Raw genomic sequence first — 15,408 nt, forward strand, 5'->3', positions numbered from 1 at the left:
CGTTGTCATCTCTGGCGGGCGCTCAGCGCGTGCCGAAGATCTTGTCGCCGGCATCGCCGAGACCCGGCACGATGTAACCGTTCTCGTCGAGACGGTCATCGACGGAGGCGGTGTAGATCTCGATATCCGGGTAGGACTCCTGCACCTTGGCGATCCCCTCAGGTGCCGCGACCAGGACGATGACCTTGATCTGCTGGCAGCCCTTGGCCTTGAGCATGTCCAGCGTGGCGATCATGGAGCCGCCGGTAGCCAGCATCGGGTCGATCACGATGGCCAGACGCTCGTCGAGATCTGACACGAACTTCTCGAAATACGGCACCGGCTCCAGCGTCTCTTCATCACGGTACAGACCCACGACGCTGATGCGTGCCGGGGGAATCAGGTCCGTCACGCCATCCAGCATGCCCAGGCCGGCGCGCAGGATCGGGACGATGGTCACTTTCTTGCCCTTGATGGTCTGGACATCCAGCTCGTTGCCGCTCCAGGCATCAATGGTGGTAGTTTCCAGCTCCAGGTCCTGGGTTGCCTCATAGGTCAACAGCTTGGCGACCTCACTGGCCAGCTCACGGAAGCTCTTGGTGCTGATGCCTGCTGCACGCATCAGGCCGAGCTTGTGCTGGACCAGTGGATGATTGATGGCATGGACGCTCATGGAAATACCTCTTGGGACAGAAGATGGTGCAAACGATACGCAGCACTACCCCCGCCGGCTCGGACGATAGCAGCGGGAAGGCTGGTAAATTGAGCGCATTCTAGCGGAAGCAGGCTTACAAGTTAAGTACCACCACCCTGCCTCCTCACCTTTAGCCGCAAGGGCTAAGCCTCCGTGTCAGTAGCACAATCCTCGCACTGAGCAGATATCCAGAGTTGCTTTTGTAACCGAACAGTAACCATTCTAAGAGAAAACCTCGCAGCATTGATTAGAAAACACACAAACATTATCATATATAAATATCAAAAGTATTTTACGCGAGAGGAATTAATGCTACCTATATTTATATCATGCGATGAAAATTATGCCGCACATCTAGCCACTACTATTATATCGGCAATCATCAATTGTAAAGAGCCTGAAAAGCTCAAATTTATCATTGGCGACGCTGGGCTCAAAGCAGGCACAAGATCAACATTGAGATCCATGATAGAAAAATATGGATCTCATGTGGCATTTGTTTATCTAGACGACAGTAAATTTAGTGGTCTAAAAATAAAGCGCTACGGCAAGTCAATTTACTTCAGATTCTATCTTGATGAATTGCTTGATGATGAAGAACTAGTTCTATGCTTGGATTGTGACACTGTTGTCGTTGGCGATTTATTGGATATATACAGGGAAACCAGTGGGAGAAGTTTCACAATTGCTGCCGTGGAAAATATCGGTAGATCTCCATATAGACGCCTTGGTTTGAAAAAAGGTGATTACTTCAACTGTGGATTAATGCTTATCAATATGAAGCAGTGGAAAGAAGAAAAAATAGGAAAGAGAGGACTGGAGTTTTTATTAGCTCACCCTGAATTGTGTGCACACAATGAACAATGCGCAATCAACAAAGTCGCCCAAGGGGAATGGTATCGTCTTCCGTTGACTTGGAATGCTCAACGACCTGCCTATAAAATTTTAGAAAAACGTATGACCGAGCAGCATAGAGATAAAAATGAATTCTTGAAATCAATTCAGGAACCGATCATGGTTCACTATATGGGGAAAAACAGTAAACCTTGGGATGCGCATAGCTTGCATCCATTGAAGGAATTATATAAAAGTTATCGTCGCAAAACTCCGTGGCCAGTTAAAACTCAGAAAATTTCATTACGCAAAAGAATAAGATTCTATGCGTCAGTACAGAAACTATTTCTGTACGAAAAGAGAAAAAGAATGAGTAAACAATTGATCGACATGCACAAAAGCGCCTAACCATGGTTGGCGCATATTAACGCGCCAACCATAATAGGGTAGAATCTTTTTTGCATACTAAGTCGTAGCCGTCTCTCACCGTATTGGATACTCTCACTGGAACAGCATGAACATCTTGGCTTTCAAATCCATCACAATTATAATAGAAAAAATCTCAAAATACGGCGGATGCAGGCTCTGAGTGCAACACCCTATTGAATTGAGGGTGGTGCTTCATTGTGCTTTGCCATCAGTTCATTCATCACCTCGATAGGGCATTTGAAGTCGAAGCGTTTTCGAGGCCGCATATTCAGCTCGAAGGCAATGGCATCCAGCTCTTCCTGACTGGTCAGTGACAGATCCGTTCCTTTGGGGAGATACTGGTGAATCAGCCCATTGATATTCTCGTTGCTGCCTCTTTGCCAAGGGCTGTGAGGATCACAGAAGTAGATGGCGACGCCAGTATTTTGCGTGATAGCGGCATGCTTGGCCATCTCCCGTCCTTGGTCATACGTCAGGGTTTTTCGTGCTGCCAATGGCATTCTGTTCAGCGCGGCACTGAAGCCCTCTACGGCTGAGGTCGCAGTCGCATCATGCATCTTTGCCAGTATCAAGTATCCGCTACTGAGCTCTACAAGAGTGCCAACCGCTGAGGCATTGCCTTTTCCCTTGATCAGGTCGCCTTCCCAATGCCCAGGCATCTCGCGCTTGTCCACCTCGGGCGGGCGAAGGTGAATGCTGATCATGTCGGGGATCTGACCTCGCCGGTCCGTCTCACCACGTCGAGGCTTACGCGTACTTTTGCCATGCCGCAGGCAATGGATGAGCTCTTTGCGCAGTTGCCCAACCGGCAGCGCATAGATGGCGGTGTAAATCGTCTCGCGACAGACGTAGGCGTCTTCAAGCTTGGGTAAATTCATGTGTCGAAGCTTGCCGGCGATCTGCTCAGGAGACAAGTAGCGGCGAAGAAGGTACTCGACAAGCTTGAGCCGGCAAAAGCGCCGATGCTTGAGTCGGGACGCTTGCGCGCGTTCAGCTTGGTAGTCGTTGCCCGGCTCACTATTTCGACGAATTTCGCGGCTGATAGTGGAGGGAAAACGACTCAGGCATCGAGTAATGGCTCGGAGGCTCAAGCCTTGAGAGAGGCAAACCTGGATAGTGGCACGATCAGTAATGCTGAGTTCTAAGTATGACATGAGCGCAATACCTTACAGGGAAACTCAGGTGTTGCACTCAGAATCTGCGGCCAAGTACTATAAAAAAATAAAGAAGCAAGTTAATTTTTGCCACTACACAAGCATAGCTGTATACTCTTGACTAAACAGCAGCGCAGCAAACATTGCACTTATAATAACTGCATGTTGACATGTACCTTATACTACACTGAGTAACTAATGAATTTATTTTTAGCTGAATCGCCATTACAGATTATCTCTTGCTATGAACTTGCAGCTCAGTTGTTTAGAGGGCAGGAAAATATCCTAATTGTAAAATACTCTGGTGAGGATAAAAAAGCAACCCATGACTATCAGATCCAAAGAACTGTAGAGGCACTCGATTGGGATGAGGTAATTGAGATTTCTTTCAGACACCGCCTGCAGCAATTATCATGGCTGAAAAAAAGAAAACATATTTCTGAAATCACAAAAAAATATCAAAAGAGAGTTAATAATTTATGTATGGGAGAATTTCGTAGCGCTTGGATGCATGACATTAAAGAGCGCCTATCACCTCTTAATCTATATTTATCGGATGATGGAGCAGCGATTATTACAGTGAAAAAACAATACATCGACAAGGGAATCCATCACGTATCTAAGAAAAAAGAAAATACCAAGCACGACAATTATTCGCGACCAATCATCTTCACCTCTTTTCTTAATGACTCCAATAAAGAGGGGATCATACATAACGATTATCGGGTATTGCGAAGCAAGAATGATACAAAGCTGGTAGATGATAAACTTGTACTATATTTTGGCTCAAAATATAGTGAAGGTGGTATAATGAGTTTAGAAGATGAACTCTTGCTTATAGAAAAAGCCAACTCTTATTACATGAAAAAACATAAAAGAATGACTTATATTCCCCATAGAGGAGATTCTGAAAAAAAACTATCGCTTATCGCAGATACATTAGGAGTCAAAACAAATAGTCTCGGACTACCTGCAGAATTATATATTTTAACATTAAACAAGATGCCTTGGGGGATAGCTGGGGCATACACCAGCGCGCTCATAAGCCTTAAAGGTATTGCTGACTTTAACTCTATATGTTCTTTTAAAATACCCAACGAGCATTTAAACCCGAAACATGTAGACACAATAAACACTGTATATGAAGAATACTACAAATCTGGAATCGAAGTAATCGACTAACAGTCAGTTGATGAATTGCAAATAACACGCGACCACGACAAACGTGGTCGCGTGTATTAGATCAAAAGATATCTTCGCGTTTTAACTGCGATCCTTTTACAACATCTCTTTTCAATTTCTTACCTATAAGCATTTCATAGTCTTCTGCGGTGAAGTCACCACTACCTGGCCTTTTTACCCATATATCATCTTCTGAGATCATGCTACCTTCAGACATATCTCTTTCCGCGACAACTGAGGCGAAAGCAAAGTCCATGGTCACACGCTCTTCAGCAACTGGCCCTTTACTACCTCCACTTGCTTGATATATAGCTTTAGATCCTTTAACAAGATCTTTGAGCGCACCCGGATCCATCGAACACTCTATATCAGGACCAGGACGTGACATTTTGTCGGTGAAATGCCTTTCAAGTATTCTTGCACCTAGAGCTACAGCTCCAAGACATGCATAATTATCAACTGTATGATCAGATAAGCCAATGACAGCATCAGGGAAGCATTGAGCTAACTCAGTCATGGCACCTAAACGCACAAGATTATGAGGTGTTGGGTAAACATTAGTGCAATGTAATAATGAGAACGGGACTCCAGCCTCTCTCAAAATATTAACAGATTTCTCGATGCTTTCGATGCTATTCATGCCAGTAGACAATATTACAGGCTTACCGAAAGAAGCTACCAGCTTGACCAGTGGGTAATTATTACACTCTCCAGAGCCTATTTTAAATGCTGGAATATTCATTTTTGCAAGTCGATAGGCTGCGGCTCTTGAAAAAGGCGTACTGATAAACTCCATACCTTTAGATTGCACATATTGCATGAGACTCAATTCATCTGCCTCATTCAATGCACACCTTGCCATAATCTCATATATCGAGACATCGGCATTTCCGGGGATGACTTTTTTCGCTTCGTCCGACATCTCATCTTCGACAACATGAGTTTGATGTTTGACAATTTGAGCTCCAGCACGGTGAGCTGCATCAACCATTTCTTTTGCAACTGTCAAATCCCCTTCGTGATTAATGCCAATTTCAGCAATAACAACGGGGTGGCAAGCATTCCCTACTTCGACGTTACCAATTTTAAAATAATTCATATAGCTCTCCTAGAATAAAGATAGTTTGCCAGTTCAAGATCAGCTTCAGTATCGATGTCTAATGATACATCTCCAGTCATTTGATAAAGACTAAAAGGTTTAACAAAGAACGTTTTATATGCAATCAATTCGGCAATTGACACGATATATATAGCACCATTCGGTTTGACCGCTAGTGGCAACTGCTGCCTAGGTGATTCTAAGTCTTTAAAATCACGCACAGGTGAGGCATGACTGCCTTCCATAACAAAAGACTTGAAAGGATGATCATGCATTTCACATACAGAAATAACACTTTTCACAGCGTTATCATCAAACTCTTCATAAGCTTTTAAAATATGTTCCGATGTTCGGAAGGGGCTAGTCGGCTGGAGTAGTGTAACTTCACCCTGTACTATTTTCATTGAATCTAGTGCATGCAAAACTGCATCAATACTTTTAGAGCCATCTTGTGATAAGGATGATGGTCTTTTTATAATATCGGCACCTAATGCTTTGGCGTGTATTAGTATCTCGTCGTTGTCGGAGGATACAACGATACTATCAAAAATATTTGATTCCAGTGCAGATTTGAAGGTGATGGCAAGGAGTGAATCACCGCCTACCTTACGTAAATTCTTTCTACGCACACCCTTTGAATTACCTCGGGCGGTGATGATTGCAATTTTTTTCATTCAAACTCCATAAATAACTTTTGTGTTGGTGTGGCCCAAAAATTATCATCTTTCAATGCTGCAGAGAATAAAGCCAAGCTATTACCATCACCAAACCAATCGTCTTTCGCAACTTCAGTTATCCGAGCAGCTTTTTCAATACCAGCTAAAATACTATTGCGGCTATAGTCAACATCAATAATCGTATTACCAGAATACCTATTCTGCTGACGAGTACCAACATTCACAGTTGGAACACCATAAAATGGTGCTTCTCTTATACCCGCGCTAGAGTTTCCAACGATCATTTCTGCATTTTCTAGCAATACCAAAAAGTGCTCAAAATTTATCGAGGGGAATACTCTGAAGTTCTCATCATCCTTTAAGCGTCTAATTTCATCAACGATGAAGTCTGAGCCATCATCATTATTAGGATATACGACAATATAATTTTTATTAGAAGCTTTAAGCGCGTTAAAAAAGCTCGAGGAATAGTCTTTAAATGAAGATTTCTCTGTTGTAACAGGATGAAATAGCGCTATCGAATATGTAGGAAATTCTATTTCGTACTTTCGCTTTGAGTCTTGTAAGGATGGTAGTGTCTTGCTATTCATAACATCAAGATCAGGAGATCCGATGATATATATATATTCGCTACCTTCCCCCATTTGCATTAGTCTTTTTTTTGCTCTTTCGTTGGCAACCATATGTATATTAGATAGCTTGCTTACAGAATGTCTAATCAACTCGTCTACAGTGCCAGAAACCTCGCCACCTTCTATATGACACACTAATATATTTTGTAGTGCTCCCACAGCGGCCCCAGCCAAGGCTTCAAGTCGATCTCCATGGATAATAATCAGATCGGGAGAAATTTCTTCAGCTAACCTAGAGAAAATAGATATTGTATTGCCCAAAACCGAACTCATTGGTTCACTCGAGTTCTGATTGGGAACAAAGTAGGTATGTTGAAAACCTTCTTTCTCGATTTCACGATATGTTGATCCATATCGCTTCATCATGTGCATACCAGTACCAAAAACATGCAACTCCAAGTCATCATGTTTTTCAATAAACTGCATGATTCCTTTGAGCTTGCCAAAATCAGCTCGAGTGCCAGTCAAAATTAATATTTTTCTCATCTATACCTCTAAACGTAATCAACCAGCAATATATAGACACTTAAAATTAATAAATAAGAACACTACATTACGTTAACTGCCAGTCGATCGGCTTTTCCCCACGCGCTTCCAGCCAGGCGTTGGCCTGCGAGAAGTGGCGAGAGCCGAAGAAACCGCGGTGCGCTGCGAGGGGGGATGGGTGCGGCGCGTGGAGCACCAGATGCTTCTGGGTGTCCACAGCGCGGGCCTTCTTCTGGGCATGACTGCCCCAGAGCAGGAAGACGACACCCTGGCAGTGCTGGTTGATCACGTCGATGGCGCGGTCGGTGAATTGCTCCCACCCCTGCTTCTGATGCGAGGCGGCCTTGCCCTGCTCGACGGTCAGCACGCTGTTGAGCAGCAAGACACCCTGCTTCGACCAGCTTTCCAGGAAGCCGTGATCGACGGGTTCGACGCCGACATCGGTGGCCAGTTCCTTGTAGATGTTCTTCAGCGAAGGCGGCGGGCGCACACCGGGGCGTACCGAGAAGCACAGTCCGTGCGCCTGGCCCGGGCCGTGGTACGGGTCCTGCCCGAGGATCACGACCTTGACGTTGGAGAGCGGCGTCAGCCAGAAGGCACGGAACCAGTCATCGGAGTGCGGATAGATGACCTTGCCGGCATCTTTCTCGGCGCGCAGAAAGCTGCGCAGACGCTGCATGTAGTCGGCCTGAAACTCAGGGCCAAGATGCGCCTGCCAATCGGCAGGCAGCACCTCGGAGCGGCCACTTGCGGCAGTCTCCAACGGCATGTCAGCTATCGCTCTCTTGCTTCTTGAGCTGCTCGGCGATCGGCTCGACGTAGGCGATACCCATGTCCCACGGGAACTGGATCCAGCAGTTCTGCGGCACTTCGGTGATGAAGCCATCGACCAGCGGACGCCCTTCCGGCTTGGCATAGACGGTCACGAAGTGCGCCTTGGGCAGCATGTCACGCACCGCACGTGCGGTATTGCCGGTGTCGACCAGGTCATCGACCAGCAGCCAGCCGTCACCATCGTGATCAACGCCCTTGACCACTTCCAAGCCACCCTGCTCCATGTGGTCGTGATAGCTCTTGATGCACACGGTATCGATGTGGCGGATACCCAGCTCGCGGGCGATCAGGCCGGCCGGAATCAGACCACCGCGGGTGATGGCGATGATGCCCTTGTAATCGCGGCCGCTGAGGTCGTGACATAGCGCGCGCACATCACGGTGCAGCAGATCCCAGGAAACGATGAAGTGGTCGTGGTAGCGTTCGGAAGACATGTGGGTCACTCGCAATGACGAAACAGAAGGAAAGCATGGTGGCTGGCGCGCCACCGCACAAGGGGAAGAGCCACTCAGCCACGCCAGAGCGCGGACAAGGGCCTCGGATTCGCTGCCCGCAGCAACGACGATGGCCCTGCCAGAAGACAGGGCCATCGCGTCAAGCCGGCATTACTCGGATTCGGTGAAGCTGCACGCCGCGAAGACGCTGTGGCCTTCTTCACGAATGCGCGCGGAGCCGCCGATTTCCGGCAGGTCGATGATGGCTGCGGTCTCGACGACCACACCACCGGTGCGCTCGATCAGCTTGCAGGCCGCCAGCATGGTGCCGCCGGTGGCGATCAGGTCATCCATCACCAGGATGCGATCGCCTTCACGGAAGGCATCGGAGTGCAGCTCGACGGTGGACTCACCGTATTCCAGCGTGTAGGTCTCGCTGATGGTCTTGAACGGCAGCTTGCCCTTCTTGCGCACCGGCACGAAGCTGCAGCCCAGCTCATAGGCCAACGGTGCGCCGATGATGAAGCCACGTGCATCGATGGCGGCGATGGCGTCGATTTCCATCTCCTGATAGCGGTGCACGAAGGAGTCGATCAGCTTGCGGAATGCGGCGGAATTCTGCAGTACCGGCGTGATGTCACGGAAGTTGACACCTTCCTGCGGCCAGTCCGGCACGGTGCGGATGACAGACTTGATGTAGTCGCTGTAGATGCTCATTAGAGGGCTCCGTCGAGGAACAGGTATTTGCAGGCGAACAGGATGGCGAGAATCACCAGCCCCGGGCTCAGATCACGATAACGGCCGGAGAACAGCTTGATCACGGCGTAGCTGATGAAGCCCAGCGCGATCCCGTTGGCAATCGAGTAGGTCAGCGGCATCACCAGGGTGGCAATCACCACCGGTGCCGCTTCAGTAATGTCGTTCCAGTCGATGCGTGCCAGGCCACCCGTCATCAGGCAGGCGACATACAGCAGCGCACCGGCAGTGGCGAAGGCCGGAATCGAGGTCGCCAGCGGCGACAGGAACAGGCTGACGAGAAACAGGCCAGCCACGACCACGGCCGTCAGGCCGGTACGTCCGCCGGCGGCCACGCCGGTGGCGGATTCGATGTAGCTGGTCACGTTCGAGGTGCCCATGACGGAGCCGACCATGGTGGCACTGGAGTCTGCCATCAAGGCCCGTCCCAGTCGCGGCAGGTGGCCACGCTCATTGGTCAGGCCAGCCTGCTGGGAGACGGCGATCAGCGTGCCCGAGGTATCGAACAGATCGACGAATAGGAAGGCGAAGATGATCGACACCATGCCCAGATTGAAGGCGCCGGCGATATCGAGCTCCGCCAGCGTCGGCAGCATGCTCGGCGGCATCGAGGCGAGGCCGTGGAAGTCATTGTTGCCGGTCAGGGTCGCCAGCAGCGTGACGAGCAGTATGCCGATCATCACCGCACCGATCACCTTGCGGTAGGACAGCGCGACGATCAGGAAGAACGAGAGCAATGCATACATGGCCGCCGGCGAGGACAGATCGCCCAGCGTGACCAGCGTGCCGGGGGCGTCGACGACGATACCGCTGCCCTGCAGGGCGATGATCGCCATGAACAGGCCGATGCCCGCGGCGATGCCGGTCTTCAGCGAGGCGGGAATGGCATTGATGATCCACTCGCGAATCTTGAAGGCGGAGAGCAGGAAGAAGCTCACCCCGGACAGGAAGACCGCGCCCAGCGCGACCTGCCAGGGCACGCCCATCTGACCGGCGACCGTATAGGTGAAGAAGGCCGTCAGCCCCATGCCCGGTGCCAGCGCGATCGGGTAATTGGCATAGAGGCCCATGACCAGACAACCGATGGCTGCCGCCAAGCAGGTCGCGACGAACACGGCGCCGTGATCCATGCCGGTGGAGGCCAGCATCGAGGGGGCCACGAAGATGATATAGGCCATCGCGAGGAAGGAGGTAAATCCTGCGATGACTTCGGTACGCACATTGGTACCGTGCTCGGAGAGCTTGAAAAGACGTTCCAGCATTGAGGTAGCCCCTATCCTTGAGCAGTGCCTGTCCGGCAAGGCGCAGTGGTCGATGATTGTCAGAATCAGCAGATCAAGACGAACTCGCTCGGACAGGTATGCCGCACAGGGCGTTGGATGACGCTTTTCCCCTGTTCAGCCTGCCTGAACCACGATGCCCCGCCGGCGGCAGGGCATCGAAAGGCGCAACATGGTACCCAAAGGTCTGCAGCGAATCGAGCATTCCCGGCATATTTCCTGACCAGTCAGACGAGTACTGGCGTCCTGCCAGTGAGGTGATCCGCTGCAGACCTGCAAGCCTCATGCCAGACGGGAGGCCATGACCCGCTCGACGGTCTCGACAATGGCCTGCGTCTGCGGGTCGACTTCAAGGTTGACCTGATCCCCGACGGCACGGACTCCCATCAGGGTGCGCTCGAGCGTCTCGGGAATCAGATTGACGCAGAAGCGCGTACCCTGCACCTCGCCGATCGTCAGGCTGACACCGTCAAGTCCCACATAGCCCTTGTCGAACAGAAAACGCATCAGCTCGGCCGGCGCCTGGAACCAGATGCGACGATTGTCGGCAGTGGCTTCGATGGCATCGATGGTCACCATCGCCATCACGTGCCCGGACATCGAGTGCCCACCGATCTCGTCGCCGAAGCGTGCCGCTCGCTCCACGTTCACGACGCTGCCCACCTCGAGCTCGCCCAGATTGGTCAGACGCAGCGTCTCGCGCATCAGGTCAAAGCTGGCCAGTTGGCCCTCAAGCGCCGTCACGGTCAGACAGCAACCGTTATGGGCCACCGAGGCCCCCAGCTCCAGCCCCGCCTCCAGCCCCGCCGGCAACCGGACCTGATGCGTGCGAAAGTCAGTGCGCTCTTCAATGGCCACCACTTCCGCCATGCCTTGTACGATACCCGTGAACATGCGTGATCTTTCCTTGCACTGCTGCTTCTTGCTGTCGAGAAGCCGTGAATAAGGGACGGCATGCAGCAGCGAGATGACCGGCATGCCCAGCCGAAATCCTAGCATGGTGGACTTGCCGTCGACATGCTGGCGTTGTCGACCGTTGGGCTGCGCGGCGTTGCCGCCCTCGCCACCCGCCGCGGGCACGTGCAGCTGCCACCGCGAACGCAGAGCAGCGATAGCAGGCCGAAACTCATACCCGACTGACCGTCAAGACAGGAAAGCCATTGATAGCAGTTGAAACCCTCGCCACGACCAGATGCTTGTAAGAAATGGCTTACAGAGCGTATCGCCAAATTACCATATCGAACGCCAGTTCGAATAAACGCCCGGCGCAAGACCAAAGTCGTTGACACCCCCAAGGTGACTGATAGAATGCGCCTCAAATCTGTTTGGCGCCGATTTGTACCCGGATTGCGGGCGCCCACCACGAGAGCTGGTCTCACGGGGTGCAAGTTCTGCTAAAAGGGTGTGTCCAGCGTTGATGGCCACCCGTCTTGGGTGGTCTTTTTTCTCCCCACTGGATCACTCCCCTCTATCGCTGTCTGCCATGTGCGCAGACGCCGGTAGGACGCTCTGTCTTCTACAGACCTTCGCCCGCAATCCGGATGGTGCCTTAACCACTCGGACTCCCATGATCACACTCAAGAACGTCTCCAAGACTTACGGCAGTGGTGACAAGGCCGTGGTCGCGCTCAAGGATGCCAGCCTCACGGTTCCTCAGGGCGCCATTACCGGTGTCATCGGCCTGTCCGGTGCCGGCAAGTCGACCCTCATTCGCTGCGTCAACCTGCTCGAACGGCCCACCGCCGGTAGCGTCGTCGTCGATGGCCAGGAGCTGACCGAGCTCGACGAGTCCACCCTGCGCAGCGCTCGCCACCAGATCGGCATGATCTTCCAGCACTTCAATCTGCTCTCCTCACGCACGGTCTTCGCCAATGTGGCATTGCCGCTGGAGCTGGCTGGCATCTCGAAAGACGAGATCAGCAAGCGCGTCGAGCCATTGCTGGAGCTGACCGGTCTGAGCGACAAGGCCGGCCAGTACCCTGCCCAGCTGTCCGGCGGTCAGAAACAGCGCGTGGCCATCGCCCGTGCGCTGGCCAGCCGCCCCAAGGTACTGCTGTGCGACGAGGCCACCTCGGCCCTCGACCCGCAGACCACCGCCTCCATCCTTGAGCTGCTCAAGGACATCAACACCAAGCTGGGCCTGACGATTCTGCTGATCACCCACGAGATGGAAGTGGTCAAGAGCATCTGTGATCAGGTCGCCCTGATCAGCGGCGGCGAACTGGTGGAAGTGGCCTCGGTGGGTGATTTCTTCACCGCGCCGCAGACCCGCCTGGGCCGCGAGTTCCTCAATGACTTCCTGGAACTTGAGCCGCCGCGTGCGCTGGTCGATCGCCTCGAAGCCAGCGCAGGGCCTCACACCCATCCCGTGGTCCGTCTGGCCTTCAGTGGCGATGCCGTCTCCACGCCGCTGATCTCCCGCCTGGCGCGTGAATGCCAGGTGGATGTCAGCATCCTGCAGGCCAAGGTGGAATCCATTCAGGACCGCACCCTGGGCCTGATGATCGCCGAACTGATGGGCGACAGCCGCCAGACCCGGCAAGCCCTCGATTACCTCGAATCCCACGACCTGAAAGTGGAGGTGCTCGGTCATGTCACCCGCACTGCTTGAACTCGTTCTGTCCTCCACCCTCGAGACGCTTTACATGGTCGCGGTGGCAGGTCTGATCTCCGCAGCACTCGGCATTCCGCTGGGCGTGGCACTCTACACCTCACGCCCCGGCCAGATTCTCGCGCGCCCGGCCCTCAACAACGTGCTGAGCATCATCACCAACATCGGCCGCTCGGTGCCGTTCATCATCTTGATGGTGGCGATCATCCCGCTGACGCGCCTGATCGCGGGCAGCTCGATCGGCACCAACGCCGCCATCGTGCCGCTGACCATCGCCTCGATTCCCTTCGTCGCCCGCCTGATCGAAGGCGCGCTGAATGAAGTCGGCCCGGGGCTGGTCGAGGCCGCACAGGCCATGGGCGCCACGCCGATGCAGATCATTACCAAGGTGCTGTTGCCGGAAGCACGCGGCGGCATCATCAATGGCCTGACCATCACCGTGGTGACACTGATCAGCTATTCCGCCATGGCCGGCACCGTCGGTGGCGGCGGCCTGGGGGATCTTGGCATCCGCTACGGCTACAACCGTTTCGACCCGATGGTGATGCTGGTGACCGTGGTCATCCTCGTCGTCATGGTGCAGGGCTTCCAGAGCCTGGGCGATCATCTGGTGCGCAAGTCGAACCACAAGTAAGCCTCGTTCCATGAGCGGTGACGAATCCACCAGTGACGTTCGATCTACAAATCACATGGCTTTCGGTATCGTGACGACTCATCACAAGGAGCCGTCACTCATAACATCCCGCGGACCCCACCGGTCACGTCGGATCACAAGGAGAACATCGATGCGCAACATGCTGAACACGCTTTCTTCCCCACTACGCCTTGCCGGTGCTGCCACTCTGCTCGGCGCCACTCTGCTGGCAGGCTGCGGCAACGACGCGTCCGACGAGAATACCCTCAAGATGGGTACCGTCGCAGGCCCGGAAACCGAAGTGATGAAGGTCGCGGCCGAGATCGCCAAGGAAAAGTACGACCTGAACGTCGAGATCACCGAGTTCACTGACTACGTGTCTCCGAACGCCGCGCTGGCCGATGGCTCTCTGGACGCCAACGCCTACCAGCACCAGCCGTACATGGAATCCATGGTGCGTGAGCGTGGCTACGAGTTCGCCAGCGCCGGCAAGACCTTCGTGTACCCGATCGGTGCCTACTCCGAGAAGTACGCAGACATCAGTGAACTGCCGGACGGCGCGACCATCGCCCTGCCGAACGATCCGTCCAATGAAGGCCGCTCCCTGATCCTGATGCACGACCTGGGCATGATCGAGCTGACCGACAAGGACAACCTCGAAGCGACCCCGATCGACGTCGCCAAGAACCCGCATGACTATCAGTTCAAGGAAATCGAGGCTGCCCAGCTGCCGCGCATCCTGCCGGACGTCGACCTGGCCTTCATCAACAACACCTTCGCTCAGCCGGCTGGCCTCGCGCCGGAAGACGCGCTGATCCGTGAAGGCGCCGAGTCCCCGTACGTCAACCTGATCGTCGTGCGTCAGGGCGATGAAGACAGCGAGAAGGTGCAGAAGCTGGTCAAGGCGTACCAGACGCCGGAAGTCGAAGCCAAGGCGGAAGAGCTGTTCAAGGGCGCGGCGGTGCCGGGCTGGAAGTGAGCCTCACCCCATGTCACTGACAGACACCTGAACGCGAAGCGCCGACCACTGGTCGGCGCTTTTGCATCTGATTGATGAACCACCCATCACGTTCAGATACCGATGCGGTGCAAGGGCGCGCGCAGGACGTGCTTGAAACAGCCGACCCGCGACCGCATTCCTGCGCCATATCGCAATCTTACCTACCCCACAGGAGCCCCAATGGCCACTCACCCTGACTACTCACTGCTGGCCCGCCAGCTGGACGCCATCCTCGACACTCGCGACTGGCTGACCAACGCCTCCCAGACGGCCGCCTTCGTCAACATGACGGTGGAAGACCTCAACTGGGCAGGCTTCTATGTGCAACGCCAGCCGCAAACCCTGCACCTGGGGCCGTTCCAGGGTCAGCCGGCTTGCCACCCGATTCCCTTCACCAAGGGCGTGTGTGGCGCCGCCGCTACCGAGCGCACCACCCAGCGCGTCGCGGACGTGCATGCCTTCCCGGGCCATATCGCCTGTGACGCCGCCTCGCGCAGCGAGCTGGTCATCCCGGTGCTCATCGAGCAGGACGGCCAGCAAGTGCTGTGGGGTGTGCTGGACCTGGACAGCCCGAGCCCCGAGCGCTTCGACGAAGAGGACCAGGCCGGCATCGAGCGTCTGGTCGAGATCTTCATCGCCTCCAGCGACTTCGACAGCGTTCCTGCCTGACAAACTGAGCGCCCGTCTGATAGA

The 15,408-nt window shown here is 53.4% G+C and carries 16 protein-coding genes; 6 read left to right on the forward strand and 10 right to left on the reverse strand.

Annotation, left to right across the window (positions count from 1 at the left end; genetic code table 11):
• Positions 1 to 22: 22 nt before the first annotated feature.
• Positions 23 to 652 carry a uracil phosphoribosyltransferase gene (upp, locus tag AC5WNI_RS11560; protein WP_043335602.1) on the reverse strand — a complete coding sequence of 210 codons (630 nt, stop codon included), beginning with the start codon at positions 650 to 652 and terminating at the stop codon, positions 23 to 25.
• Positions 653 to 982: 330 nt separating this feature from the next.
• Here upp and AC5WNI_RS11565 point away from each other — a divergent pair, with 330 nt between their 5' ends.
• Entirely contained in the window at positions 983 to 1,915 is a 933-nt protein-coding gene (locus AC5WNI_RS11565) for a glycosyltransferase family 8 protein (protein WP_495928489.1), read from the forward strand.
• 191 nt (positions 1,916 to 2,106) lie between these two features.
• Here the strand turns inward: AC5WNI_RS11565 and AC5WNI_RS11570 are convergent, their stop codons facing one another.
• The gene (locus AC5WNI_RS11570; protein ID WP_495928490.1) at positions 2,107 to 3,090 is read right to left on the reverse strand and encodes an IS30 family transposase; all 984 of its coding nucleotides are present in this window, start codon (positions 3,088 to 3,090) and stop codon (positions 2,107 to 2,109) included.
• A 198-nt stretch (positions 3,091 to 3,288) separates the two neighbouring features.
• On the opposite strand from AC5WNI_RS11570, the gene AC5WNI_RS11575 reads away from it, so the two are divergent.
• Positions 3,289 to 4,272: a polysialyltransferase family glycosyltransferase gene (locus AC5WNI_RS11575; RefSeq protein ID WP_495928491.1), complete on the forward strand. Its 984-nt coding sequence runs from the start codon at positions 3,289 to 3,291 to the stop codon at positions 4,270 to 4,272.
• A 61-nt stretch (positions 4,273 to 4,333) separates the two neighbouring features.
• Here the strand turns inward: AC5WNI_RS11575 and AC5WNI_RS11580 are convergent, their stop codons facing one another.
• The 8 genes from AC5WNI_RS11580 to AC5WNI_RS11615 all read right to left on the reverse strand — a co-directional run bounded on the left by AC5WNI_RS11580 (position 4,334) and on the right by AC5WNI_RS11615 (position 11,550).
• On the reverse strand, positions 4,334 to 5,371 hold the full coding sequence (locus AC5WNI_RS11580; RefSeq protein WP_495928492.1) for an N-acetylneuraminate synthase family protein: 1,038 nt from the start codon (positions 5,369 to 5,371) through the stop codon (positions 4,334 to 4,336).
• Positions 5,368 to 6,045 (reverse strand): acylneuraminate cytidylyltransferase family protein, encoded by a 678-nt coding sequence (locus tag AC5WNI_RS11585; RefSeq protein ID WP_495928493.1) that lies wholly within the window; start codon positions 6,043 to 6,045, stop codon positions 5,368 to 5,370. The genes AC5WNI_RS11580 and AC5WNI_RS11585 overlap by 4 nt, the downstream gene beginning before the upstream one ends.
• Positions 6,042 to 7,166, reverse strand: a complete 1,125-nt coding sequence (gene neuC / locus AC5WNI_RS11590) for a UDP-N-acetylglucosamine 2-epimerase (RefSeq protein ID WP_285461412.1) — start codon at positions 7,164 to 7,166, stop codon at positions 6,042 to 6,044. The genes AC5WNI_RS11585 and neuC overlap by 4 nt, the downstream gene beginning before the upstream one ends.
• Before the next feature lie 67 nt (positions 7,167 to 7,233).
• Complete coding sequence (gene ung / locus AC5WNI_RS11595; protein ID WP_495928494.1) at positions 7,234 to 7,935, reverse strand: uracil-DNA glycosylase; 702 nt, start codon at positions 7,933 to 7,935, stop codon at positions 7,234 to 7,236.
• 1 nt (position 7,936) lies between these two features.
• Positions 7,937 to 8,434, reverse strand: a complete 498-nt coding sequence (gpt, locus tag AC5WNI_RS11600; protein ID WP_175089368.1) for a xanthine phosphoribosyltransferase — start codon at positions 8,432 to 8,434, stop codon at positions 7,937 to 7,939.
• Between the two features lie 171 nt (positions 8,435 to 8,605).
• Entirely contained in the window at positions 8,606 to 9,151 is a 546-nt protein-coding gene (locus AC5WNI_RS11605) for an adenine phosphoribosyltransferase (protein ID WP_175089366.1), read from the reverse strand.
• Positions 9,151 to 10,452 carry an NCS2 family permease gene (locus AC5WNI_RS11610; protein WP_175089365.1) on the reverse strand — a complete coding sequence of 434 codons (1,302 nt, stop codon included), beginning with the start codon at positions 10,450 to 10,452 and terminating at the stop codon, positions 9,151 to 9,153. Before AC5WNI_RS11610 ends, AC5WNI_RS11605 begins: the two co-directional genes overlap by 1 nt.
• 300 nt (positions 10,453 to 10,752) lie before the next feature.
• On the reverse strand, positions 10,753 to 11,550 hold the full coding sequence (locus AC5WNI_RS11615) for a riboflavin synthase subunit alpha (protein ID WP_438940920.1): 798 nt from the start codon (positions 11,548 to 11,550) through the stop codon (positions 10,753 to 10,755).
• A gap of 487 nt (positions 11,551 to 12,037) precedes the next feature.
• On the opposite strand from AC5WNI_RS11615, the gene AC5WNI_RS11620 reads away from it, so the two are divergent.
• The 4 genes from AC5WNI_RS11620 to AC5WNI_RS11635 all read left to right on the forward strand — a co-directional run bounded on the left by AC5WNI_RS11620 (position 12,038) and on the right by AC5WNI_RS11635 (position 15,384).
• The gene (locus tag AC5WNI_RS11620) at positions 12,038 to 13,081 is read left to right on the forward strand and encodes a methionine ABC transporter ATP-binding protein (RefSeq protein WP_175089364.1); all 1,044 of its coding nucleotides are present in this window, start codon (positions 12,038 to 12,040) and stop codon (positions 13,079 to 13,081) included.
• Positions 13,062 to 13,715: a methionine ABC transporter permease gene (locus AC5WNI_RS11625; protein WP_175089362.1), complete on the forward strand. Its 654-nt coding sequence runs from the start codon at positions 13,062 to 13,064 to the stop codon at positions 13,713 to 13,715. The genes AC5WNI_RS11620 and AC5WNI_RS11625 overlap by 20 nt, the downstream gene beginning before the upstream one ends.
• A gap of 160 nt (positions 13,716 to 13,875) precedes the next feature.
• Positions 13,876 to 14,694, forward strand: a complete 819-nt coding sequence (locus AC5WNI_RS11630) for a MetQ/NlpA family ABC transporter substrate-binding protein (protein WP_175089560.1) — start codon at positions 13,876 to 13,878, stop codon at positions 14,692 to 14,694.
• A 201-nt stretch (positions 14,695 to 14,895) separates the two neighbouring features.
• Complete coding sequence (locus tag AC5WNI_RS11635) at positions 14,896 to 15,384, forward strand: GAF domain-containing protein (RefSeq protein ID WP_495928495.1); 489 nt, start codon at positions 14,896 to 14,898, stop codon at positions 15,382 to 15,384.
• Positions 15,385 to 15,408: the final 24 nt, after the last annotated feature.

This window comes from Cobetia sp. PDI-12MA (assembly GCF_059507695.1).